The 21,819-nt window shown below is 36.8% G+C and carries 21 protein-coding genes; all 21 read right to left on the bottom strand.

Annotated features, from left to right (window positions below):
- Positions 1-4: 4 nt before the first annotated feature.
- The 21 genes from ACF3OC_RS11345 to ACF3OC_RS11445 all read right to left on the bottom strand — a co-directional run bounded on the left by ACF3OC_RS11345 (position 5) and on the right by ACF3OC_RS11445 (position 21,461).
- Positions 5-1,159: a hypothetical protein gene (locus tag ACF3OC_RS11345; protein WP_058699736.1), complete on the bottom strand. Its 1,155-nt coding sequence runs from the start codon at positions 1,157-1,159 to the stop codon at positions 5-7.
- 17 nt (positions 1,160-1,176) lie between these two features.
- Positions 1,177-1,395: a PRTRC system protein C gene (locus ACF3OC_RS11350; protein ID WP_058700045.1), complete on the bottom strand. Its 219-nt coding sequence runs from the start codon at positions 1,393-1,395 to the stop codon at positions 1,177-1,179.
- A gap of 26 nt (positions 1,396-1,421) precedes the next feature.
- Positions 1,422-2,024, bottom strand: a complete 603-nt coding sequence (locus ACF3OC_RS11355; protein WP_058699735.1) for a PRTRC system protein E — start codon at positions 2,022-2,024, stop codon at positions 1,422-1,424.
- 4 nt (positions 2,025-2,028) lie between these two features.
- A complete protein-coding gene (locus tag ACF3OC_RS11360; RefSeq protein ID WP_058699734.1) occupies positions 2,029-2,232 on the bottom strand; it encodes a hypothetical protein in 204 nt (67 codons plus the stop codon).
- Between the two features lie 52 nt (positions 2,233-2,284).
- Positions 2,285-3,358 (bottom strand): DUF932 domain-containing protein, encoded by a 1,074-nt coding sequence (locus tag ACF3OC_RS11365; RefSeq protein WP_058699733.1) that lies wholly within the window; start codon positions 3,356-3,358, stop codon positions 2,285-2,287.
- Positions 3,359-3,403: 45 nt separating this feature from the next.
- A complete protein-coding gene (locus ACF3OC_RS11370; RefSeq protein ID WP_058699732.1) occupies positions 3,404-3,793 on the bottom strand; it encodes a single-stranded DNA-binding protein in 390 nt (129 codons plus the stop codon).
- A gap of 655 nt (positions 3,794-4,448) precedes the next feature.
- On the bottom strand, positions 4,449-5,324 hold the full coding sequence (locus tag ACF3OC_RS11375) for a DUF4238 domain-containing protein (protein WP_058699731.1): 876 nt from the start codon (positions 5,322-5,324) through the stop codon (positions 4,449-4,451).
- Positions 5,325-5,326: 2 nt separating this feature from the next.
- Complete coding sequence (locus tag ACF3OC_RS11380; protein WP_058699730.1) at positions 5,327-6,715, bottom strand: hypothetical protein; 1,389 nt, start codon at positions 6,713-6,715, stop codon at positions 5,327-5,329.
- 139 nt (positions 6,716-6,854) lie between these two features.
- A complete protein-coding gene (locus tag ACF3OC_RS11385) occupies positions 6,855-8,165 on the bottom strand; it encodes a site-specific integrase (protein WP_058699729.1) in 1,311 nt (436 codons plus the stop codon).
- Between the two features lie 248 nt (positions 8,166-8,413).
- Positions 8,414-9,133: a LysM peptidoglycan-binding domain-containing protein gene (locus tag ACF3OC_RS11390; RefSeq protein WP_392469224.1), complete on the bottom strand. Its 720-nt coding sequence runs from the start codon at positions 9,131-9,133 to the stop codon at positions 8,414-8,416.
- Positions 9,123-9,293, bottom strand: a complete 171-nt coding sequence (locus tag ACF3OC_RS11395) for a DUF5908 family protein (RefSeq protein WP_179221515.1) — start codon at positions 9,291-9,293, stop codon at positions 9,123-9,125. Before ACF3OC_RS11395 ends, ACF3OC_RS11390 begins: the two co-directional genes overlap by 11 nt.
- Before the next feature lie 2 nt (positions 9,294-9,295).
- Positions 9,296-9,754 (bottom strand): phage tail protein, encoded by a 459-nt coding sequence (locus tag ACF3OC_RS11400; RefSeq protein ID WP_094281855.1) that lies wholly within the window; start codon positions 9,752-9,754, stop codon positions 9,296-9,298.
- A gap of 11 nt (positions 9,755-9,765) precedes the next feature.
- Positions 9,766-10,230 carry a phage tail protein gene (locus tag ACF3OC_RS11405; RefSeq protein ID WP_094256666.1) on the bottom strand — a complete coding sequence of 155 codons (465 nt, stop codon included), beginning with the start codon at positions 10,228-10,230 and terminating at the stop codon, positions 9,766-9,768.
- Between the two features lie 23 nt (positions 10,231-10,253).
- Complete coding sequence (locus ACF3OC_RS11410) at positions 10,254-11,180, bottom strand: hypothetical protein (RefSeq protein ID WP_392469225.1); 927 nt, start codon at positions 11,178-11,180, stop codon at positions 10,254-10,256.
- A gap of 23 nt (positions 11,181-11,203) precedes the next feature.
- A complete protein-coding gene (locus ACF3OC_RS11415) occupies positions 11,204-12,226 on the bottom strand; it encodes a hypothetical protein (protein WP_392469226.1) in 1,023 nt (340 codons plus the stop codon).
- A 33-nt stretch (positions 12,227-12,259) separates the two neighbouring features.
- Complete coding sequence (locus ACF3OC_RS11420) at positions 12,260-13,681, bottom strand: phage tail sheath family protein (protein ID WP_392469227.1); 1,422 nt, start codon at positions 13,679-13,681, stop codon at positions 12,260-12,262.
- A gap of 34 nt (positions 13,682-13,715) precedes the next feature.
- Positions 13,716-15,038 (bottom strand): hypothetical protein, encoded by a 1,323-nt coding sequence (locus tag ACF3OC_RS11425; RefSeq protein ID WP_392469228.1) that lies wholly within the window; start codon positions 15,036-15,038, stop codon positions 13,716-13,718.
- A 4-nt stretch (positions 15,039-15,042) separates the two neighbouring features.
- Positions 15,043-15,624 (bottom strand): DUF4255 domain-containing protein, encoded by a 582-nt coding sequence (locus tag ACF3OC_RS11430; RefSeq protein ID WP_392469229.1) that lies wholly within the window; start codon positions 15,622-15,624, stop codon positions 15,043-15,045.
- A 111-nt stretch (positions 15,625-15,735) separates the two neighbouring features.
- Entirely contained in the window at positions 15,736-16,386 is a 651-nt protein-coding gene (locus ACF3OC_RS11435; RefSeq protein WP_392469230.1) for a response regulator transcription factor, read from the bottom strand.
- A gap of 473 nt (positions 16,387-16,859) precedes the next feature.
- On the bottom strand, positions 16,860-18,371 hold the full coding sequence (locus ACF3OC_RS11440) for a RagB/SusD family nutrient uptake outer membrane protein (RefSeq protein ID WP_218823988.1): 1,512 nt from the start codon (positions 18,369-18,371) through the stop codon (positions 16,860-16,862).
- 15 nt (positions 18,372-18,386) lie between these two features.
- Entirely contained in the window at positions 18,387-21,461 is a 3,075-nt protein-coding gene (locus tag ACF3OC_RS11445) for a SusC/RagA family TonB-linked outer membrane protein (protein ID WP_392469231.1), read from the bottom strand.
- Positions 21,462-21,819: the final 358 nt, after the last annotated feature.

Genomic DNA, 21,819 nt, shown 5'->3' on the forward strand with positions numbered 1-21,819 from the left:
GTTTTTAAAAATTATTTAAAATGTAGGTCAGTTCGTTTATCATCGGTAACAAACGGTTTTCAAACTCCAATGTATTGGCGGTTATATCGCTTCCGTCAAACCGTTTGATAATAATCGGTTCTTCCATCTGTCCGTATTCCTGTAATTCGTTATTTACAGATTCTACTACATTATCCATTAGCCACCCTGTACCATCTGCACAGAAGGAAACATATTTCTCCATAGATATAATGTTTTCCATATCTTCTTCGTTGGCTTCGCCATTTGGTCGGGCATTGCGGAAGACGGTTGCATTGGGGTACTGCTCATAAATTGCATAGGCTTCCTGTGCTACTTTATAGCAATCAGCATCAATCTTATCTTTTGGTTTAAAGCGGTTTAAACGGTCTTTAAAGAGCCTTAAATTGGCTTCGTTATATATCTTCTGTTCCATACGGTCGCCAATCCATTCCGCTTGTGCAAATTCACTAAGATAGGTTTCTGTGTCTTCTCCATAATCGTCCTCTGTTACCCAATCTTTATGCATCTCATACATCCAGTACAGATAACTGCTTTCCTGTCTGTAATAGGGAATGTCGGCAATGTGGTACAGATAACTACAAACCGATATAAGCAGTTGAGCGGTATGTTTTCGCTTTGGGTCTTTCAACCAACGAAATAAGGGTACTACAGGAATATAATACAGCGTTGCACCTGTATTATATCTTTCCTCACTTGTAAAAAACACTTTCTTACTATCCTGTATCAGTTTGATTTCTTCCCAATCGCTTACTTTAAGTTTTAACTGTTCTTCTATATCTTTTAAAGCCAATGCGATATTGTACGGATATCCTAAAGCCTGCGTTGGTTTCGGAATGATACCGTAATGCTCTGCTAATTGAGAAAGGGAACGATAAAAATCCCTTTCCATTTTGATATTATCCCTGCAAGCCTGTACAGTTTCCGTTTCTTCCAGTCTTGGGAGAAACGAAGTTCTTAGAAAACCATTGGCAACATAGTTACTGGTACAGACTTTTGTTTGTCCTTTTGGATTTCGTTTGCGTCTTTCGGTCGTTGCATCCAGTTTGCGAACTCGCTCAACTGACGATGTAATTGCTTTTGCTTGGGTTCTTGGGGCATTTGGAATGTTCCCGATACGGTATGTCGTTGCATAAGTCATTGTTTTACTGTTTTGGTTTAACCTTTTGTTCCCATAGCACTTTCAAAGCGGTACTGTACGGTATCGTCTTTGATTTGTGGTGCTGATACTTTTGCGGTGGTCAGAATGGGGTATGTATTGGAATAAAAATTCATTACTGCCTGTACACTCCATTGCGGTTCGGGGTCGTTCAGTTTAATTTCCTGCCCCTTGTTATTTAATATGAAAACTCGTTGTAATTGCGTTGCTAATAACATAACATTTAATTTTTTGGTTAACACTTTTATTCTTCTTCACCTGCTTCATCAATGGGGTAATCCTCTGTAACTACAGTCGATTGTATCGGTTCGGGTGTTGTTTCTTCTGTTGCACCGAAAAGGCTCGGTGTGGCAAATTTGTCCGATAGTGAAGTTTTGCGTTTGCGTATGGCATCGGCATAGTCGGGAAAATCGGCAGGGTTCGGCACTTTCATCCACGCTTCACGGAATTTGCCCTCTTTTTCCAATTCGTCAGCCTTTGCCATAGCTTCTTTATACTTCTTGTCCCTGGCTTCTTTTTCTTTCTTCTCCTTATCGGCTTTTTCCTTTTCCATTGCCGATTGCTTTTTGACTTCCTCCATTTGTTTTAGAAACTTTTCCATATCTACCATCATGCCCGAAACGGTTTGTACTGGTGCGGTTATCTGCTCAAAAAATCCCTCGTCAAACTCCTGTGCGGTAGCATTGAATGTAAGGGGTGGAATAAGGTTTTTGGCGTTATCTCCGCACTCATCATTGTTAAGCATAACCGATACTATTAGCTTGGTTTCTGTTCCCTTTGAAATGTTCAGTTGCAATACTCCTGTAAAGTCCAACTGCTGTATCTGATTGAAAAAATTTGTATTCATCGTTCTAATTTTTTTGTTTGTCCTCTAATCGTTTTTTCTTTGCTGTCAGTTTATTGTACATATCTGTCCAATAAGCGTTCTGTCTTTTGTCGAACTCGGAGAAACTTTCGTCCTCGTGTCTGTAACCAGTGTACCGTTTGCTAATCTTTATGGCTTCATCAAGGTCAGTGACTTCGATAGAGCATCCGTTCAAATCCGTTACTTTCATGTTTAATAATATAAGGCTACCACCGTTTGCAAGGCGGTAGCCTGTGGTGTAATTAATTAAGTTGAAAAACCTCTTCACCGACTTTCTGAAAAGAGGTACACAGTTCAAATGCTTTCTGTGATTTGAGTTGAGCAGTACCGCCCATTACAATACTCTGTAACTTGGCTTCGTTGTCTTTGTAGCTTCTTACGTTCTGATAGTAGCCTGTTACTGCATTATATGCCCCGAACAATGTGCCTTTGGTGGTGTCCATTTGTTGGGTATCGCTTACCATTGCATAAGCAAAAGCATCTTCAACCACGTTTTTGAATACGGTGGAAACTTCATCTTCCGCACCTTTTTTCAGTAATTCCAATGTTTCCTTATTCGGACAAAGTGCCAGTTGGATTAGCTTTTTAACCTCTTGGTCTGATACTTTGACTTTCGTCCACTCATTGAAAATACCCTCTAACTGGTCGCTAAACTGGTTAGCCAATCCCATAACTTTATGAGCATTGTCCAAACGTTGTTTTGCTCCTGCGGTGTGCTTGATGCGTACCACATTGCTCATATTACGCAAAGAAGCGTTTAAGGTATTTTGGCAAACGATACGGATAGGTGTAAAAGCGGCTGTAATACTTCCGCTACCGTCGTGCGAAGTTGTTAGGAAGATGTATTTTTCTGTCACATCATCGCCATTGCCCACACGGATATAACTCGGCAATTTGGCTGTAATAAAAATGCGTTCCCCATTACCTAAAGCTCCTGCGGTTTCGTATAAAATACCGTCTGTACCGCCTACAATACTGTCAAAGAATGAAAAAGCATCCCTGTTTTGTACGATATGGTAGTCTTTACCCACCACACCCAATACGGCATTGTTATCGGTGCGTATGTTGGCGAAATAGTTATGTACTTCCAGTTCGCTACTGCCTATCTCTATGCCGTTAGTGGTTTCGATAATACCCGAACCTTTGGTAAAGAGTGGAGATTTTACCACTTCATAATCTAACCCTGCGTGTCTGATAGCCTGCTCGCTTGTCGGATAATCCTGTACGATTTGCCCCAAACCGTGCCACGCTTTTTCCTTTACACTAAAGAATGAGTAACGTCCTGTCTTGCTGTTGAAATTGATATTATGTGCCATGATATTGAAATTTTAAAAGTTTGAAAAATGAATATTTGATTGTTGTTAAAATGGTAGGTCGTCTTTGGTCTGCTCCGCTGTAACCTTACCTTTGTTATTATTAGTAGCCTGTACGGTTTCTGTTTTCCTGCTACCTCCGTGCAGTTTGATTTGTGAGGTATGAAAATTCAGTCCTGCTTTTGGCTCTCCGTCATTTCCTGTCCACGCTCTTGTACTTACTCTGCCTGTTAGTTCTACCAGTGTGCCTTTTGTGAGTAGTCTGGCTACGTTGGGAGTTATCCAGTACGAGCAGTCGAAATAGGTGGTTTGCTCTATGCGTTCGCCCTGCTTGTTTTTGTAGCTGTCGTTTGTTGCTACTGAAAAGTTTACTACTTGTTTGTCCTGTGACGTTGTGCGTACTTCCGCATCCCTTGTCAATCTTCCTGTGATGTTCATGATTTTCGATTTTTACGTTGTTAAATTCCTGTTTGATTTTTTTTGATTTGATTTATTCGGCAATGAGAGGAGGTGCTTGTTTTCGTTTCACTTTTTCCATTTCCAATGCTGATATTTTTCATTTCTGACATTTTTTTTATTCGTGTAAAGAGCCGGAGTATGCTTTGTTTCGTTTCACGAGCATAAAAGGTTAGTGTTTAGCAGCAGCAAGGTTTTGTCAAAAAAATACGACCCGTATGGGTGGAGATTATTTTGCAAACCCGGAGGGCATGATCTTGCTGTTGCGTTAAGAACACTGAAATACCTTTGCTCTTGAAATGGGACAAAAACAGCATACCGGTTCTTGGATAAAAAATAATGTGGAAGCCATTGGAAAAGGCATTGAGCAAATGGCTGATTAGATTAGAATACAGGCATCACCTGCACGAATTTTAAACTGTTTTCTTAAAACTCGTGGCTCCTAAGAGTCACTTAAAAGAGAGATGGAAAAACAATGTTTTGGAAGTAGACAGGCATTTTGGAATTTGTCTTTTTCAAGAATATCCAGTGAAGCTCTTTTATGGTAGGATATGGGGAGGGTAAATGTGCTTTACGGATTTGTAGAGGAAAAAAAACCGAGGTTTATCGACCTCGGCTCAGTTATAATAGGTAATGTTTACACAAACTTGAAAATGTGTTCATGAATAAGATTTGTTTGCCCTACACTATGTAAATTTTGGTACGCATAAATAATAGCAGCAAGATGGTCTTTATTACAGCAGACGACATACTTTTTTGCCTGATGAAACATTGCTAAATCTTTATTTACATAAAAAGCTATACTGTTGACCTTCTTGTTACCCGAGTCACTGCAAATGAAAGTTTCTTTATTACCTAGAGGTAAAATGAAGTTCCCAAAATCTTCTATATCGGAACGTTTGCTTTCAATAATTGGTGAATCTCCTAGGATAGATGTAATTATCTCATTTGAATCAATATAGCTGTTCTGATGTAATTTTGATAATTTATCTTCTGCTATTTCATAATTATTATAGAATGGTAAGAACGGAAAGATTAGTCGTTTTGTACGGTTGAAAATTTCAGAATTGAGTAGATGCTCGATAGCCTCCGTATTTTGAGAGCCATCATCATTTATGGCCTTTATCGAGATCGGTAATTTATCGTATGTATACTGTCTATCTTTATCATAGAACAGTTCATCATTAACGGGTAATCGCCATTTTAATGAAGAAACCATTACAAGTAAAGAAGTAAGCCCTTCTTCAGTGATATTTTTAGTCGCAATTATTTCTGTCAGATCACGGGAAAATTTTTCGTCAAGTTCAGCATACAACTTTTCAAGATTATCGTTTGCTGTTCCGCCAAAATCAAGGATATTCCTATTCATCTCAAAGAATATAGATTTGGGGCTTCTCTTTTCCTTTGCAAAGGTTTTTTTTTCTTTATCATACAGATAAAGCATATTGTCCGAATCAGCAAATTTCTTGATAAGGAACTGCGGAATATAATGATGACGTCTTGAAATACCCATATCTAACTATTCTTTTGTTTAAGGTCATCCAACTCTTTAAGATATGGGCCATATAGGTTCAATTCGTTAAGAGCAAGCCTGAATACTATACCGTTAATAGGGGGTGGAGTAAATTTTTCAAGATTGTCGCACTCAGGATCGCCGTCAGGGAAGCTATATTTTGCTTTCTGGTGTGCAGGTCTTGATGCGATTCGGTTTGTCCTTATACTTTCAAAAATTTCATAGGTAGCCAATATCAATACGGTAGCTTCACCGAAAGTGGTCAATTTATCAATATAAAAAAACTGCTTGTCTTTTAGTATAACAGGAGGTGTAAAAAGGTTTATTATTCTTGAAAGTTCAAGAAGAAACTTTTGTTTGTAACTAATAGTATCCTTACCGTTGGCAAAGAAGGGTCTAACAAAATAAAAGAAGTCATTTTCTTTTAGTTTTTGTGCCATATAAAATTTATCGTAATAATATTTCAATGCCTGTGAGATATGTATACGTCCTTGTTCGTATGTTAGATCGGCAAAGTCCTTAATGTTTTTAAGAACATCATTGTACTGAGGTACTTCTAAAAAATTAGTAAGCAAATATATTTCGGGATTCTCCTGAAATTGTTCATAGCCACCATCTTTTAATTTTTCAAGTATATCAATTAAAATCACTGGCGGGTTTGATGAGTTCAAGGCAAAGTATGCAATAAGAATTTTCTCAAATGCCGGGGCCCTTTTAATCCCGTAAAACGAAAGCAATTCATCAAAGAAACCATAAGGATAAAAGGGTCTTCGACTAAGCATACTTGGGTTAATATCCGATAAATTGTTCTCATACATATACTCGTCAATTGTAGAACTCAGAAACTCATCAATAGCACCAAATGTTAAGTAAAAGCTATTAATATTAATAAGTTCTGTTGTATATATCTTAATCAGAATCCTCGCTCCACTATACTTAACACCATTTACAACGACTTCCATTGGTTTTTCGGTTCGTTCTATCGATGCTATACCAAATTTTTTACTAGGCGTTTTATCAGTTTCTTCGACCACATTATAGTCAATATCATCCTCATTCAATATGGCTGTTATCTCGTTCCAATAATCTACCATATTCTTACAGCTTTCAAAGGTGTTACTGTTTATTGGATAAGCGTTAAGCCCTTCTTTTGACGTCAAGATGGTTGATGCTCGGAACCTATCACAAAAATTAAGGTTAAATTGACGTATTCCAGAGAATGTAGCAATGTTGGTAAGGTAGTGGTAGTATTCATGAATGAATATAGATTGCTCTTGACCGATTTGTAGGTCAGTTATAAAAGTGGTTAAGTTATCAATATCAAATCCATCTAGGCAGATATAAAATCTGTCAGGGTAGTATTTTATTTTAGTCAAGTCAATTTCTGCCATTTTATAAGGATTTTTTAACGACACTATAGGTCAAGTTTGTTTTGTAAATATAAAAAATAACAGGTGGCTTTAATTTGCATAAAGAGGTAAATAAAAAAGCAGAATTATAAAATCCTGCTTTTCAATAAATATTACACCATTAAGTGACCAGTTCTAATTCATCTTCAACTATTATGAAATCGGGCTGTGAAGGCGTATCTGGTTCCATTGAAATGAATGCTGTTTCCAGAGAAGCAAATTTCGGAGAAACCAAATCCATATCCTTGCTGATCTTCTGACTTGTAATCTTAGCATAAATCTGAGTGGTAGAAATATTCTTATGTCCCATCATCTTACTAAGGCTTTCAAGAGGTACTCCCTCTGTTAAAAACATTGTTGCAAAAGTATGTCGTGCCGTATGGAACGTCACTTTTTGTTCAGTGACAATTTCAGCTTCTTCAATCAGTTTAGCTACATGATTATTACATGTTGCATTGGATGGAACTGGAAATATGAAATCATTTCTTGTAATACCTCTGTATTTTTCAATGATCCGTTTGGGAATTTCCATCAAACGAACATTTGATGCAACATCCGATTTCTTTCTTCGGCTGATAATCCATTGATGACCGTCAAAGAAGGATTGAATGTTGCTCCACTTTAGCTTTTTAACGTCAATGTAAGACAACCCTGTAAAGCAACTAAAAATGAAAATGTCTTTAACCAGTTCATATTTCGGCTTAGAGGGTTTTAAGAATAACAATTTTTCCACAGCCTCCTTCAAAAGATAGCTACGATCAGTTTCCTGCATGCTTATTTCGTAATCCTCAAATGGATTTTGACGTATCAATCCTTTTTTAATAGCTAGGTCAGCTAAAGCTATAACAGGCATTGTATAAACCCATACCGTATTGTGTGTACATTCTTTATCAATGCGAAGGAAAAAATCGAACTCCCTGATAAAATCAGATGTAAGCTCACGAAAAGCCATATCATCCCGATGATACCTAGCTTTTATAAATTCCGTCAGATGATTGAAAACAACTTTGTACTTATAATAAGTGTTTGACGAGCGCTTACCTTTTGCCACCATTTTTTCAAAATCCTCATTTTGTTCTTTGAAAACTTTGAGTACTGCATCATCCATCACACCGACACCTAAAAAAGAGAGCTTAACTTTCTGTGAAGTAGCAAAACCTTCATCTTTAAGCATATCATCATAAATCTTATTGATACGTACACGAATTTTATCCAATTTTTGATTGGTAGTTAGTGCTGTTGTGCTTTTTCCCTGTACGCGTCCGTGTTTTAAATCCCAAGTATTGGGATCAATTTCCAGTTTGGTTCCAAAAGTTTTTGGTGTACCATCAATAGTAATACGTCCCATTACAGGTACATTACCATTTTTTTTGGGTTCATTTTTCTTCAAGTAAAACAATAGCTTGAAAGTGGATCTTTTAACTGTCTCCATAACTCAAAATTTTAATGTTTAAAATTAAATTTTAGCGAGTTACAAGGAAAGATAAAAAAGAGTGCAAAATGCTGAAATATAGCTAATTATACTATCTTGTACAATCCAAAACAGGTAATGATTTAGTAACCTATCTCTGTCTTTTTAAGCCCAAAACCTGATGTACACTACCTTCCAAATTCAGACCGTCAATTTATAAACTACTGCATAGTAACGGTTTTAACCGTTTTTCTTAATTTTACTTTTGTTCAATCTTTTTTATTAAAAGGTGGAAAATAGATTTCTTGACCTGGTATTAATTTTTTTATAGATATCAATCCATTAGCCTTAGCTACTTGAAGGAAATATTTGGGATCATTGTATATTGAAAAAGTCATCAGGTCCAATCGATCCCCTTGCTTTATTACGCGATGATGGGTTAAATCGGGCGATGAAGGATTATCTTCAGCCATTCTTTGTTCCCGTGATTGGTAATTCAAGAAGGTTGCTGATAATTTAGCTCTCAGTGGTGTTCCATCGGGTTTAAATAAGGTAAAGTTTATATCCAGATTTGAGAGAACACAGCGGAACCGGATTTCAGAGCCCCAGATAATTAACAGGAAATTTGGGCGATGGATGTCACCTTGATAGTTATAGGCACAATCCATGAAAATTTTCAATTGCTCCTGAACAGGTTTGCTTTTATATTCCTCCCAATAACCTTCCATTGTACCGGTTCCATCCAAGATGAAATCGAGTTTTAATTCTTCTGGCGCTGTTGATTTAAACTTCACTTCAGGAGCTCCAGCTCCATGAGGTCTTTGAACATCGTGTTCAATTTTATAGTTTTTGGAAAATGCCTCTGGATTTATAGGGGCAACAAATGCAGGTGTATTAGTTTGTTCAGCAGCATTCATTTGAAACTGTCTATCCGTAAATGAATAGATCAACAGTTTCTCTAATTTTCCAGAACTATAATTAGCGCTCATTTTTATCTTTTAAGATTTCCAATACTTTTTCGACACAAACTTTGATAATCTCTTCAGCTGGAGAAACACCATTATCCTGATTTCCTTGTCCTTCTCCATTGAGAGGAATTTCTTGAATGATGGTTGCCTTAATGAGCAACTCTCTGACTTCGACAGGCATAGCTAAGATTTTTGAAAAATTAATCGGTTAAAGTTTAACTCCAAGGTTTCAATGAGAATTTCAGCACGTCCGGCATTCAATTCTGATAATTTCCAGGACCTGGGCCATACATTATTGATTTTCCAGTGCATTAAAGATTGATGTTGTTCATCCAATAAATTAATAATGACCGTTTCTAGCGGTTCATATTGTTGATCATCGAAAGCTCTTTTCAACCAATCTGTAATTGCGGATTCACCGGGTGCAATCAACCCTCTTTTTAAGACTAAAGGACCATATTTGTGGCGAACAGGTACAACATGCTCAAACCTATTTTCGCCACCTTCCTTGATGGTTTCCACATCAATGCTGGAATCCAATCCAGTGACAGACTGAAACTTAATATCAACGGCTTTATTACCTTTCAGAGTAAAGTTTACTGAAAAGTGAAAGTTGACGGTTTGATAGAATGAATCAGGCATGGTCCTTTAGTTTATTTTTTTGCTTCAACAATAGATAAGCCTTCATGTACGAGTTCCATTGATTCAATAGCGACTTCGTTGGCGTCGGCTTTAAGGTTTGTGGATTGCACTTTGGAAGGCCAAGCCCGAGACAAGGTCCAAGAAATTATGGGTTGATGTTCTTCGTCAAGGAGACGAATTGTTACATCCCGACGGAACTTTTCTTTTCCTTCTTGGAACATCATGGTTTTTTTCCATTGTTCAAAGAATTCAAAATCACCAAAGAAGGTTCCTCTTTTCAAGGTTACATTCGGGTATTTCGTTAACCCTGGCTGCTTGGTTTTATTATATGTCGGGCTACTACCTTCCCGGTATTCAATAACCTCAGTTTCAAAGTCAAGTCCACTCACTTCGGTAAAACCGATTCTAGTTCCGCCCCAATCCAATTGGAAATGGAACTTGGGAAGTGGATAATTTTTTTTAGGATCGTTTGACATAACTTAAGATTTAAGCGTTTATGTTATTTACATTTATTTGCAGGATTGACCTCATTAATTGCATTTTCGAGGCTTTGCTTGCAAGCAAGCAAGGCGTCTCGTTTTTCTTTTGCGGAGTCCAATTCTTTCTTGAGTCCATCTACATTCTGTTTGGAGTTCAGGTAATCGACTTCTAGTTGGCGATAATATTCATCGCTATCGATTGGAAGATGAATGGCGGGTTCTAAGCAGCAACATTCATTGCCTTCAGAACTTTTCACAATCTTGCTGGATTCAGGATAAGCAGTGCTATCTGGATTGGAACCTTGGTTGCATTTAAATTTATCCTTCCAGTATTGAATCACTCTTTTCAATCCATATTCCTCACAGATATTGATATGCAGGCCATAGGCCAATTCAACAACCGCTACTACCTGAGGGATCATAATATCTCGGGTCAAGATTACAGCATCCAATTTTTGACCATAGTCTTCCAGTAATTTCATTATTCCAATTCCTGGAGATAACTCAGGTCTTTTCAAGCAATTGATACAGAGCAATAACTTATCATATTGGGATTTCAATTTGTCTACGCGGTTATAGAGGTCTTCAACCATGCAAAAAAGGATTTCAATAGCCTTATTGGTTTTATCGGTCACTAGACATACTTTTTGCAGTAAAAGGATAAAAAGTTCTAATTGTCGACAAAGAGCATCAGCATTTTCATCAGTTGCTTCCCAATCTGCGAACCAAGCTTTGAGCCGATCTCTTTCCTCCACACTGAGGTTATATTCCAGCTCTTTGTTACTGGCATATGCATTAGCAGATTTCCAATCTGCTGTGACTTGCACAAGATCGCCTAACCATGCCTCATAACAACAATCTCCCCCATTTTCATTGGGATTAGGTTTTTGATCACAACAATCAAAAATATCTCTATCTAGCGTGCTTACTTCATTATAGCTTAACATAATCGTGTTATTTAGGGTTACTATTAGTCGCAACTTGCGCCATCATTATCCTTGATGCAATAGATTTCGGTGACCTCTTTACAGATATCACAGATATCACATTTACATTTTTTGAATCTGTTATTTTCATCATTCGAGCCTTCATTACATCCGCAATCGCCAATACAATTACATTTATGGCAACATAAATAGTCTTTAACCTCCACGAGTGTTTCTAGTTCATTCCGTTTATTGTATAAAGCATAACTGGATTGAGTTTGAGACTTGATAGCGAGGGTAAGATCATCTTGGGATTTTTTAAGTCCGGCCGTGGCATTAATGATTTGTGATAGGATTAAGTCATCAAATGTTTTGGCATTTGTAGCGAAATCCTGTTGGAATTTCTCCAAGGATTTAATGTTAGAAAAAGATTGAATGCCTATGATATCGGAGACGGAGTTGCAGATAATATCGATTTCCTGGCTTAGTTCAATTGGTTTTTCAACCAATTTTTGGAGTACTCGGCATGCATCCTGACACTCATTTGGCAATTGATTACTTTCAGCTTGTTTTTCATTATCATTACAATTTTCAGAGGAACAGCCTAATATTTTAAGCTGTCCGGAATTGCAACTGTCATTCATACCAGCATCTAGTTTTGCAGCTGATTCGCGGAGGTTGGCAAAAGCTACCTTTGCATTTTTAGCAGTCATGGAGACTGCTTTTAATGCGGCTAACAGGGCATCATTTTGTAGAATACTGGCAGCAACATTCTTTTTTATTTCATCCGATGCTTGAATCAACTCCACTCCTATCTTTAGTTCCAGGTTGCGGAGCATTTGATAGTTTTTTTCCGTTTTGACAAAGACGCATTTTTTCTTTTCGTACATCATCAAAGTACCGTCTTTGGTAACTTCACTTTCACTCAATTCTCCCAATTTCCCTTTTAATCTATTGCAATACTCTTCTTTGATTTGATATAGATTTTTTTGAGTTATAGTTTTAGCTTCATTACCATTGCAATTCCCATTTTTAGGGTTTCGCATATTTGAGCTTTCTATGGTCATAACAATGATTATTTATGGTATACAATAGGTTAATTAAGATTCAGCGAGCATTTTATGCATAAATCTTAGGATAATGAATTCAGCAGGTCTGACAACGGCCATTCCAATTTCCACAATCATTCTACCTTCCCAGATATCCAATTCCGTCATTGTTTCTCCGAGTCCGATATGGACAAAGAATGCTTCTTTGGTAGATGCGCCCATTAGGGCTCCAGCTTTCCATTGTTGGGTGAGGTAATTTTCAATCATTGATTTCACTCGGACCCAGGTATTCCGGTCATTTGGTTCAAAGACGAATTGTTCAGTAGCATTTTTCACAGACTCTTCTGCCATATTAAAAAATCTTCGCACCGGTACATATCGCCATTCATTATCATTTCCGGCCAATGTTCGGGCTCCCCAGACAATGGCAGGTCCGCGACCTGGAAACGAACGGATTACATTGATAGATTTACCAGCTGCAGAATCTACATTGAGGTTCATTTGTTCCTTTTGGTTGATCAGATATTGAGGTCGGATAGCATTGCTCACATTAACATTTGCAGGAGCTTTCCAAACACCACGTGCATTATCAACCTGTGCATATAAGCCTACAATTGCCGCCGATACTGGCATCAGCATCTGAATATTTGAAACAGCACTTTTGGCTTGAAAATACTTTTCATTATTAACGGCCAATAGTTCTTTCAGATTTGCAGCACCGGGAACTCCCGTTACTATTACTAATTCATCATTATCTTTATTGGGATCTCCTACTACTTTATAGGAATAATCAATAGAGGTGTAAAGCTTCGGAAAATATACAGCTGCATATTTATAGAAATCCGTTGTTCCCGATAATGTACTTCGAAGAAGTTCAACATCTAAGCTCCATTGATCTAGGTTTTCAGCATTATGATAGACATCCAAAACTGTGAATCGGTCTTGAAGTTCGACACATTGCTTGATTGCTTCGGTATGAATATCATAGTAATCCGTGGCAGAACTCAGGTTCATGGAATCTGGAAAAACTAATAGGGTAACCTCATTGATTTTGGCGACTTCCTTTAAACCATCTAAGAGATCAGCTACAATAATCGTCCCTCCAGAATCGGAATAATTACCTACCGATGTAATCCAGCAAGGCCCCCCACCATTCGCGAAGAACAATTGCATGGAATAATACATCAGGAATTTAGATCGTTTGGTTTCGTCCATTTTGCCATTTACGGCAGAATTAGGTCCAAATTCAACGGATAGGCCTTCTTTTTCAGGATCGGGATAACCAAAATATTGCTCGTATTGAAGCATAGATTCAATACGCCACGGTTTATTTCTGAGGTCATCATTTTCTTTCCATTTTGCATTCTCAGTGTATCCAATAAAAGCTGGAATTGCAGTTTCAACCGAAGCAATGGAAGGCGGAAGATGTGGTATTTCTTCAATATATACTCCGGGGGTTTTATATTCTTGCATAACAATAGATTTTGGTTATTATTATTTTTTACAATCAAGGTTCTAATGGAAACAAATCAGATTCTGGAACCATTATTTCACTGTATATTTTATTATTTTCTATTCGGCAGTTTGAATTTGAAGATGGATTCGGGAGATATAAAAAGCTACTATCAGGATTCTGATAGAGGGTTATATTTGAAGTTAATGGCCGCGGAAGTTTGGATATCAAAGTTCCGTCAGTAGAGTTTAATAAATCTGGGAATAGACCGGTTTTTAAGGCTTTACTCTTATTATTTACATACCTCCAAAATGAAGATTTACTTCTAAGATTGATTTCAAAAATGGGTGTGGGAGGATCGATAATATTAAATTGATTTTTTCTGCTAATCAATTTTCCTGAGGCATCAATAATTTTGAATCCATTGATGTTGCTTTTTATCTTAAATAATATTAGCCCGACAGAATTTCTTATTTCCGATTCGTTGTTATAAAAAACTACTTTATGATTTTGGCTATATCCTGTCGTATTGGAAACTTCAAGGTCATAGAGCAATTGATCATTGTATGGATCGTCTGGCAGCATTCGAATCAATTTGGGATCCCAAACAATTTGAACCTTGGACATCGGGTTAACACTTTTGACATTAATCTTTTGAACCAGTGTTCCGGTGGAGTTTTTGAGTTTGAATGTTGCATTCGTAATGTTGTTGGCATTCAAAAAATTGTAAATAAAATTCGGAGGAACAAGCAGGCGATCATTTTCATTAGCATAGGCTTGACCTGCAATAGGTTTCCAAATCTTCGTATCTGAAATATCAGAATAGAAGGTTCTAATATCATTGGATCCAAATTTTGCAATTTCACCCTGTTCGTAAGTTTTGGCAGCATCGAAATCGGAAACATCGGCGGTTAAATAAGGAGAATTCCGGTTTCCTGATAATGTAGCATCATTTGAAAAGAGGTAATATGCATTCATAAAAGAATTCATTTTTGCATTACTTACTTCATTTAATTTTGATGATTTTTTATAAATAAGAATTGGAATAAGCAAGTTGTCCGATAACGGATTGATAGGTTCATAAGTAGTCATTCCACTAGGGAGCTTCTTAGCACGAACCGCAACCAGGATTTTACATCCGGAATAAGTAGGAAGTAATTTTAGGTTATTATTCTTAAAGATATCTTCCTGAGATTCGGGGGTTAAAAAATCAATATCATCATTGATATAATCCTCAAAAGATTGAAATTTCTTAAACAAAAAATCAAGTCGATCTAGTTGGTTAGCGAGCTCAAAAATGTTATTCCCTGATTTCTCTGTTTGATAAAATTCATGGTAGAGTTTAATCTCAAATAACGATTTATAGAGCGCCTTCATCTTATCAATTTTTATTGGATAGGTTAGTTTGTATTTCTTCGATTAGCGGTGCATCTTTAACCTTAGCATGTTCAGAAAGCGAAATCAATCTGAGTTTATACATGGCAAAAGGAACCTGCCTTCCGCCCAACGATCCCCATAAATAATTAATCTGTTCAAAGGATAAAGTATAGAGGTCCATACAGAAGGAAAATTCAATATTCTGATCAGGATCATAGGGGTTTACATAATTAAAGTTGTTTTTACTTTGCAGGAAGCTAATGACCAAGGATAATCTTTTCAAAGCGAGCAAGTAATTGTCACCTGCATAATTGCAAGTGATTAGTACATATAAGTTTATGTTTACCGGTGGATTTTCGTAATAAGCATTTCCATTCGAAGTTCTTTTCAAGGAGGTTTGATTTTTCAATGTATTTTCCTCTTCAATATTAACCAGTGTAATTACGATATTATCAGGAAGCCCTGAGCCCGCTGAGGTTTCAGCCAAGCCAATATTATCAACTATAATATTAGCTGCAGAATCGCCTTTGGAAGCTAGATAAGACGAAAGATTGTCCTTGAATAATATGAGTGCCTGATCAATCATTTTGAAAGGTTATACGAAGCTTGAGTGCTTCTAGTGGAGAATATTAATTCAGAAATAAATTTCCAGATTAAAGGAACACAGGACAATAGCTATCAATAGTCATTTGATTTTTTATACCATATCAAAGAGGATGGCAAACTTCGTCAATTGACAAAGATTATTGATTTCCAGTTTATTAGTTATGTTTTTCCGATGATTATTAACGGTATGAATGGAGATAAATAAGAGATCCGATATATCTTGACTTGATTTACCTTCTACAATCAATTTAATAATTTCTTTTTCTCTTTTACTCAACAACATTACCCGGTTACAATACTTTTGAAAATCACTTTGATCAGAAAAAGAAACCTGTTTATTTTCTGATTTATTTAATTCGAAGGCATACCGAAACAAGATAAAATTGTTTGAGTCCTGATGAATAAGGGATAGTTTGGAGGTAGCAAAATACCATTTATAATCACTTTTATTCTGTGGTCTATTTTTTTGAAAGAAGAAGTATACTTTATTAAGGTTATTTTGTTTAAAGGCATGGTAAAGATTAGATTTTAATACCACATTATCTTCGGCAGGAAAAAAGAAATCAAAATATGCAAGCCAAATTTGTTCTGCATCAGGATGCACTTGGTTCAACATTTCAGTTCTACATTTGTAATTCAATACTTTGGAGGTTTCGTTGTGATTTTCTACAAACAGATTTCCTACATAAAAATCTCCTATTTCTACTTTCAGAAATTTCTGCTGTAAAATCTGACTTAGCATCTCAATAATATGTTTACTAAAATCATATTTTGAGCTTATCTGAGAATTCTGTAAGAGGCTCATTGCATTAATCAATTTATAGTTAGTGTTTGTACAGTTGAAATTGATTTTAAACCAATTTTGATAGTCATTAGTAATAAAACTAATTGGAATTGGTTATTTATAAATCCTCAATGAGTGAGTACTTGAAAAGAATGAGTAAGTAATAGTAATAAATTATTGAAGGCTGTTAGAAAAACGGAGTCTATTAGAAAATGAGAGAATTATAAATTAGGATACAAAATATAGAAAAATAAATGATAATATTTAATATTTCCCTAAAACCGTTAACAATATTTCACTTAAAACAAGATATTTATTTAGTAGGAAATGAAAATTAGGGTGTTTTTTAGCATAAAAAAGGGAGGGCTTAAAGCAAAAAAAGCCGTCTAAACTTTCGTAAAGACGGCTCATAAATAAACACTCTATAACACCTAATATCCTTTGTTTTGAACGAGTTTACTGTTATTTCTAATTTCCGCAGTAGGTTTAGGGAATAACAATTCTCTTTCAGTTACCACAGGTCCATAGGAGAACTTGTGACCAACATAATTATCAAACTTTTTGGTAGTTACATTGAATGCTTTTCGCAGGCGTACCATATCGAACCAGGTAATATTTTCATAACATAGCTCATGCCAGCGTTCCTTCCATATTGCTTCGCGCAATTGTTCTTTAGAAAGTCCTGCAAGATTTGGCAGTTGAGCTCTTTTACGGATGGCATTGACTGCATCATAAACTTTTGCACTAGGTCCAGCTACTTCATTGGCAGCTTCAGCATGCATCAATAAGACATCCGCATATCGGAGGATTGACCAATTCAGATCACTGTTGGTGGTGCTAGTTTGAGCAAGCTCATCAAAATGTTTGTACAAGAAGTATGCACCAAGATTGACTTCTTTGGATCGGTCAGACTCATGGGTAAATTTTGTAAAGAAAAATTGTTTTTCCGCGCGTCTCAAATCTTTTGCATCATAGGATTCTACAAAATCTTTTGTTGCATATATTCCACCTGTTTCATCGGAATAAGCTGATATATTCTTATTATACGGGATAATAGCCACCTGCCAATTGGAAGGAATGACTTGTGTTTTATACTGTATACTGAAGATATTTTCCACTCCATTTTTCTTTTTGGGATCATGTAAATCCGCATAGGTAGGGAACAATTGATACTGTTTGGAATTTATTACTTCCTCTGAAGCCTTGGCAGAAAGATCATAATATGCAGCACCTTTATTCAATGGAAAACCTGCCATAGTTAGATAAACCTTAGCCATGAGTGATTTGATAATTCCCATATTTACCTTCCCACTTTGGTCGGCCCAAGGTAATCCTGAACCTTCCGCCACTTTTAAGTCACTAACAATTAATTCATAGACCTTTTCAACGGATGACTGCTCTGGATATAATTGTTCTGAGGTTAAGCTTACTGCTTCTGTCACTAGCGGGATTTCACCAAACATTTGGACGAGATTAAAATAATAGAAAGCCCTCATGAAATGTGCTTCCCCAAGTAATTTCTTCTTTTCGGTTTCATCCATTGAAATTTTGGGAATATACGTGATGGAGAGGTTTGCATTTCCGATTCCTTTATAATAGGTTGTCCAAAAGTCCAATCCATAGCCATTATCAGAAGTATTCCGAAGATCTTTCACGTAATAGCTATTTACAGCCTGTCCAAGGTCGGTTGCAGCCAGTCCTGTAGCAAACTCAAGCATCATCCAGGTTCCACCACCAAAACCACTGACCATTGGATTTCTTAAACTAGCATATATCGCGCTAATTGAACTTCGCGCATGTTCAGGTTTTGTGAAATAATTCTCAACAGTAAAATTACTAGGGTCTGATTCATCCAAAAAATCAGAACAGCCCATTAAGGCACTGAATGCTAGCACACTCGCTGTAATTTTAATAGTTCTATTTATATGTTTTATGTAATTCATGATAATCCAATTAAATTATAAGCCAATGTTTAATCCAAAAGTGAACACCCTAGGTCTTGGGTAATCATACATTCCGTAACCTTGATCGAAAGGGTTTCCAGAGTTAGAAACTTCAGGGTCATAACCTGCGTACTTGGTCATTACAAAGAAGTTTTGAACGGAAGCGAAGAATTTCAATCGATCTAATTTCATCCGAGAAACTACATCAGGGTTCACCGTATAAGAAAGCATCAAGTTTCTACCACGTATAAATGAAGCATCAGAGACTTTATGGCTATCATTATTGGTTGTATAATAAGCATTTATAGGTCTTACCTGAGCGATATCGGTATTTTGATTGTTTTCAGTCCAGGCATTCAATACTGTTTTATAGCTATTGGCAATACCTTGTCTATCTTCAGCGGAGTGAATACTTCTATCCAAGACATCATTCCCAAACATATATTGGATATCGATCAATAGAGAAAGGTTTTTATATTTGAAGGTATTTGAGAAAGTACCGTATCCATCCGGAATACCACGTCCGATAATGGTTTTATCATTATCATTGATTACCCCATCGGCATTAATATCCTGGTATTTGACATCCCCTGGCAGCATATTATATTTTTTAGCTTCTGCTGCTTCAGCCGATCCCCAAGTTCCTAAGTGTTGAAATCCCCAGAAAGAACCTACAGATTCACCTTCACGGATAATTGTTCCGCCGCTATAAATATCAGCGCCTCCAATTAATCTTAGTACTTGATTTTTATTATAAGAGAAATTGAATAATCCAGACCAATTAAAAACGTCATTTCCAATATTGGCTACATTGATTCCAAACTCAATACCATCATTCTTCATACTACCGATATTTCTAAAGATGGTTCCATAACCACTTGACAAAGGAATTGGGGCATCCAAAAGCATATCATTCACTTGTCTATGGTATAGATCTAATTCGAAATTCAATTTATTTTGGAATAAGCCTAACTCAAGTCCTACATCTACTTGTTCTGTTCTTTCCCATTTCAAGGTAGGGTTTGCAATTCTTCCGGTTCCAACACCTACCAACCGATCTCCCCCTTGTATGATTTCATAATTTCCCATTCCTGCTAATGCTCTATACGCTGGGATTTCAGAGTTTCCTGTAGCACCATAGCTCATTCTAAGTTTCAGATTTGAGATGGATTCAGAATCTTTAAGGAAGTTCTCTTCATTGATTTTCCAAGCTACAGCTGCAGAAGGGAAAAAGGCATATTGATTATCTGCACCAAATTTTGAAGAACCATCAATACGACCTGTGAAAGTGAAAAGATATTTATTTAACAAGGTGTAGTTAATTCTGGTAAAATAAGAGTTTAATCCATTGGCATTAGCACCAGACGAAGGTGCATTCATGGTTGCACCCGCACCGAGATTATTAAATTGGTAATAGAAGTCAGTGTATTTACTGGAGCTGGCATAGGACCCGAAGTAATCTGTATGCTGCCATGAGAAACCAAGCATGGCATTGATGGAATGGATATCTCCAAAGTCCTTCAGGTAAGTGAAATAGTTTTCAAATTGCCAAGAATTGAATCTTTTATTATCCACGTTTGCAGTTCCATCACTGGAGATATATTGCAATCCAGCAGCTGCAGCATAATCTTTTCTTTGGTTAATGATATTTGTTCCGATTGAGGTTCTAAATTCCAATCCATCCAAAAGTTTGATATTGGCATACATATTACCAATAAAAGGTTGTGTTGAAAGGTAATAAAGGCGTTCATCGGCCACACGAATTGGGTTATCACCACCTTCCATTCCTGGATAATCGCGGTTACTGGCCCATTTTCCGTCAGGATAACGTACAGGGATTAAAGGTAATGCTTCCAAGACTTGGCGCATCATGGTAATTCCACCGCCACCTAATTCATCCACTTGTTTATCTTTCTGATCTGTATAGCTTAATACTCCTCCTACTTTCAACCAGTCCCGGATTTCAGTATCAAATACAAATCTTGCTGAATATCTTTTTTGCCATGATCCATAAGCTACCCCTTGTTCATTCCGATAATTTACAAACCCACCATAAGAGCCTTTATCATTTCCATTGGTAAAGCTTAACTGATGATTTTGCGTTATAGCATTTCGGAAGGCTTCTTTTTGCCAATCTGTATTATACAAAGGTTTGCCATTGGCATCAAAAATCAATGGATTCGTACGTTTGGTTTTAGGATCGGTGTATTTTGTTCCTGTTGCCCATCCTACAGGGTCAAATTTTTTAGCATTTTCGTACGCCATTTCCTCGACAGCCAGGAATTCCTCAGAGGTTAAAACTGGCAATAATTTAGGGGCATATCCAACACCAAGGTCAACATCATAACTTGCTTTTCCTCCCCCTGCAGTACCTCTTTTGGTAGTAACAATCACTACCCCATTTGCACCACGAGCACCATAGATTGCGGTTGAGGAAGCGTCTTTAAGCACTTCAACGGAAGCAATATCATTTGGGTTGATGTAATCAATTGGAGAGCTACCATTCTGAAGACCATCACGGCTCATGATTACTCCATCAATCACATAGAGAGGGTTGTTTGTCGTAGAGATAGAACTGGATCCACGGATTCGGATATTTGCTCTTCCACCAGGTCTTCCGGAGCTTGTAGAAACATTAACACCGGTAATTTTACCCCCCAAAGCTTGGTTTAGATTGGAAGCAGGTCTTTCATGAAGTGCTTCGCCTTGAACAGTACCTACAGCTCCAGTCAGGTCACTTTTTTTGACCACCCCATAGCCTACTGCAACAACGACTTCCTCAATGGATTCGGAAGAAGAGGTTAATTGGACATTAATAACATTTCGATTGTTTACTGCTTCGGTATGGGTATTATAGCCCATATAGGTAAAGGTAAGATTTGCAGCCGCCGTAGTTTTAATTTCATAAGCACCATTCGCATCGGTGCTAGTACTGGAGTTTCCGACACTACTTTTAATAGAGACGCCTGCCAGGGCATCATTCGTAGTTGAGGATACTCGACCAGTAATCGTGATTTCCTGTGCATATGTCATTTTTACTAGTAAGAAAAACAACAATAAAGGAACACATCTGATGTAGGTTCTCATCATAGTTATAAGTTTAAAAGGTTTATATTGAGTTATTTATCTCTCAATTCACTGGAATTCCTGCATGCCAAAAACCATTTCCTTATAGCCAAATCAATTCTACATCGTTTCAAAAGAGAAACAATACATCTCGCTGAGTATATTTTGCTATTTCCTCAGGCTATTTTTGATATTTTTTTTAAAATCTAATTTGCTCTTTTATTAGAATATCTTTTTAAAATCAGGTATTAGGTATTAGGTCAATTGTCTGAACACGATTAGGTTGTTCCATAATAAGTTATTCCGAATATAGAGTTCATTTTTGGAATAGGTATCCTGTACTATCCTGACATTTACTATTTTCTATTCAGCTTTCCTGACA

The sequence above is a fragment of the Sphingobacterium cellulitidis genome, assembly GCF_043187465.1.
GTDB classification, from domain to species: domain Bacteria; phylum Bacteroidota; class Bacteroidia; order Sphingobacteriales; family Sphingobacteriaceae; genus Sphingobacterium; species Sphingobacterium cellulitidis.

Excerpts from the sequence above, each read along its gene's own strand:
- ACF3OC_RS11345 (WP_058699736.1), bottom strand. The coding sequence starts at position 1,159 with ATGACTTATGCAACGACATACCGTATCGGGAACATTCCAAATGCCCCA.
- ACF3OC_RS11350 (WP_058700045.1), bottom strand. The coding sequence starts at position 1,395 with ATGTTATTAGCAACGCAATTACAACGAGTTTTCATATTAAATAACAAG.
- ACF3OC_RS11355 (WP_058699735.1), bottom strand. The coding sequence starts at position 2,024 with ATGAATACAAATTTTTTCAATCAGATACAGCAGTTGGACTTTACAGGA.
- ACF3OC_RS11360 (WP_058699734.1), bottom strand. The coding sequence starts at position 2,232 with ATGAAAGTAACGGATTTGAACGGATGCTCTATCGAAGTCACTGACCTT.
- ACF3OC_RS11365 (WP_058699733.1), bottom strand. The coding sequence starts at position 3,358 with ATGGCACATAATATCAATTTCAACAGCAAGACAGGACGTTACTCATTC.
- ACF3OC_RS11370 (WP_058699732.1), bottom strand. The coding sequence starts at position 3,793 with ATGAACATCACAGGAAGATTGACAAGGGATGCGGAAGTACGCACAACG.
- ACF3OC_RS11375 (WP_058699731.1), bottom strand. The coding sequence starts at position 5,324 with ATGGGTATTTCAAGACGTCATCATTATATTCCGCAGTTCCTTATCAAG.
- ACF3OC_RS11380 (WP_058699730.1), bottom strand. The coding sequence starts at position 6,715 with ATGGCAGAAATTGACTTGACTAAAATAAAATACTACCCTGACAGATTT.
- ACF3OC_RS11385 (WP_058699729.1), bottom strand. The coding sequence starts at position 8,165 with ATGGAGACAGTTAAAAGATCCACTTTCAAGCTATTGTTTTACTTGAAG.
- ACF3OC_RS11390 (WP_392469224.1), bottom strand. The coding sequence starts at position 9,133 with ATGAGCGCTAATTATAGTTCTGGAAAATTAGAGAAACTGTTGATCTAT.
- ACF3OC_RS11395 (WP_179221515.1), bottom strand. The coding sequence starts at position 9,293 with ATGCCTGTCGAAGTCAGAGAGTTGCTCATTAAGGCAACCATCATTCAA.
- ACF3OC_RS11400 (WP_094281855.1), bottom strand. The coding sequence starts at position 9,754 with ATGCCTGATTCATTCTATCAAACCGTCAACTTTCACTTTTCAGTAAAC.
- ACF3OC_RS11405 (WP_094256666.1), bottom strand. The coding sequence starts at position 10,230 with ATGTCAAACGATCCTAAAAAAAATTATCCACTTCCCAAGTTCCATTTC.
- ACF3OC_RS11410 (WP_392469225.1), bottom strand. The coding sequence starts at position 11,180 with ATGTTAAGCTATAATGAAGTAAGCACGCTAGATAGAGATATTTTTGAT.
- ACF3OC_RS11415 (WP_392469226.1), bottom strand. The coding sequence starts at position 12,226 with ATGACCATAGAAAGCTCAAATATGCGAAACCCTAAAAATGGGAATTGC.
- ACF3OC_RS11420 (WP_392469227.1), bottom strand. The coding sequence starts at position 13,681 with ATGCAAGAATATAAAACCCCCGGAGTATATATTGAAGAAATACCACAT.
- ACF3OC_RS11425 (WP_392469228.1), bottom strand. The coding sequence starts at position 15,038 with ATGAAGGCGCTCTATAAATCGTTATTTGAGATTAAACTCTACCATGAA.
- ACF3OC_RS11430 (WP_392469229.1), bottom strand. The coding sequence starts at position 15,624 with ATGATTGATCAGGCACTCATATTATTCAAGGACAATCTTTCGTCTTAT.
- ACF3OC_RS11435 (WP_392469230.1), bottom strand. The coding sequence starts at position 16,386 with ATGCTAAGTCAGATTTTACAGCAGAAATTTCTGAAAGTAGAAATAGGA.
- ACF3OC_RS11440 (WP_218823988.1), bottom strand. The coding sequence starts at position 18,371 with ATGAATTACATAAAACATATAAATAGAACTATTAAAATTACAGCGAGT.
- ACF3OC_RS11445 (WP_392469231.1), bottom strand. The coding sequence starts at position 21,461 with ATGATGAGAACCTACATCAGATGTGTTCCTTTATTGTTGTTTTTCTTA.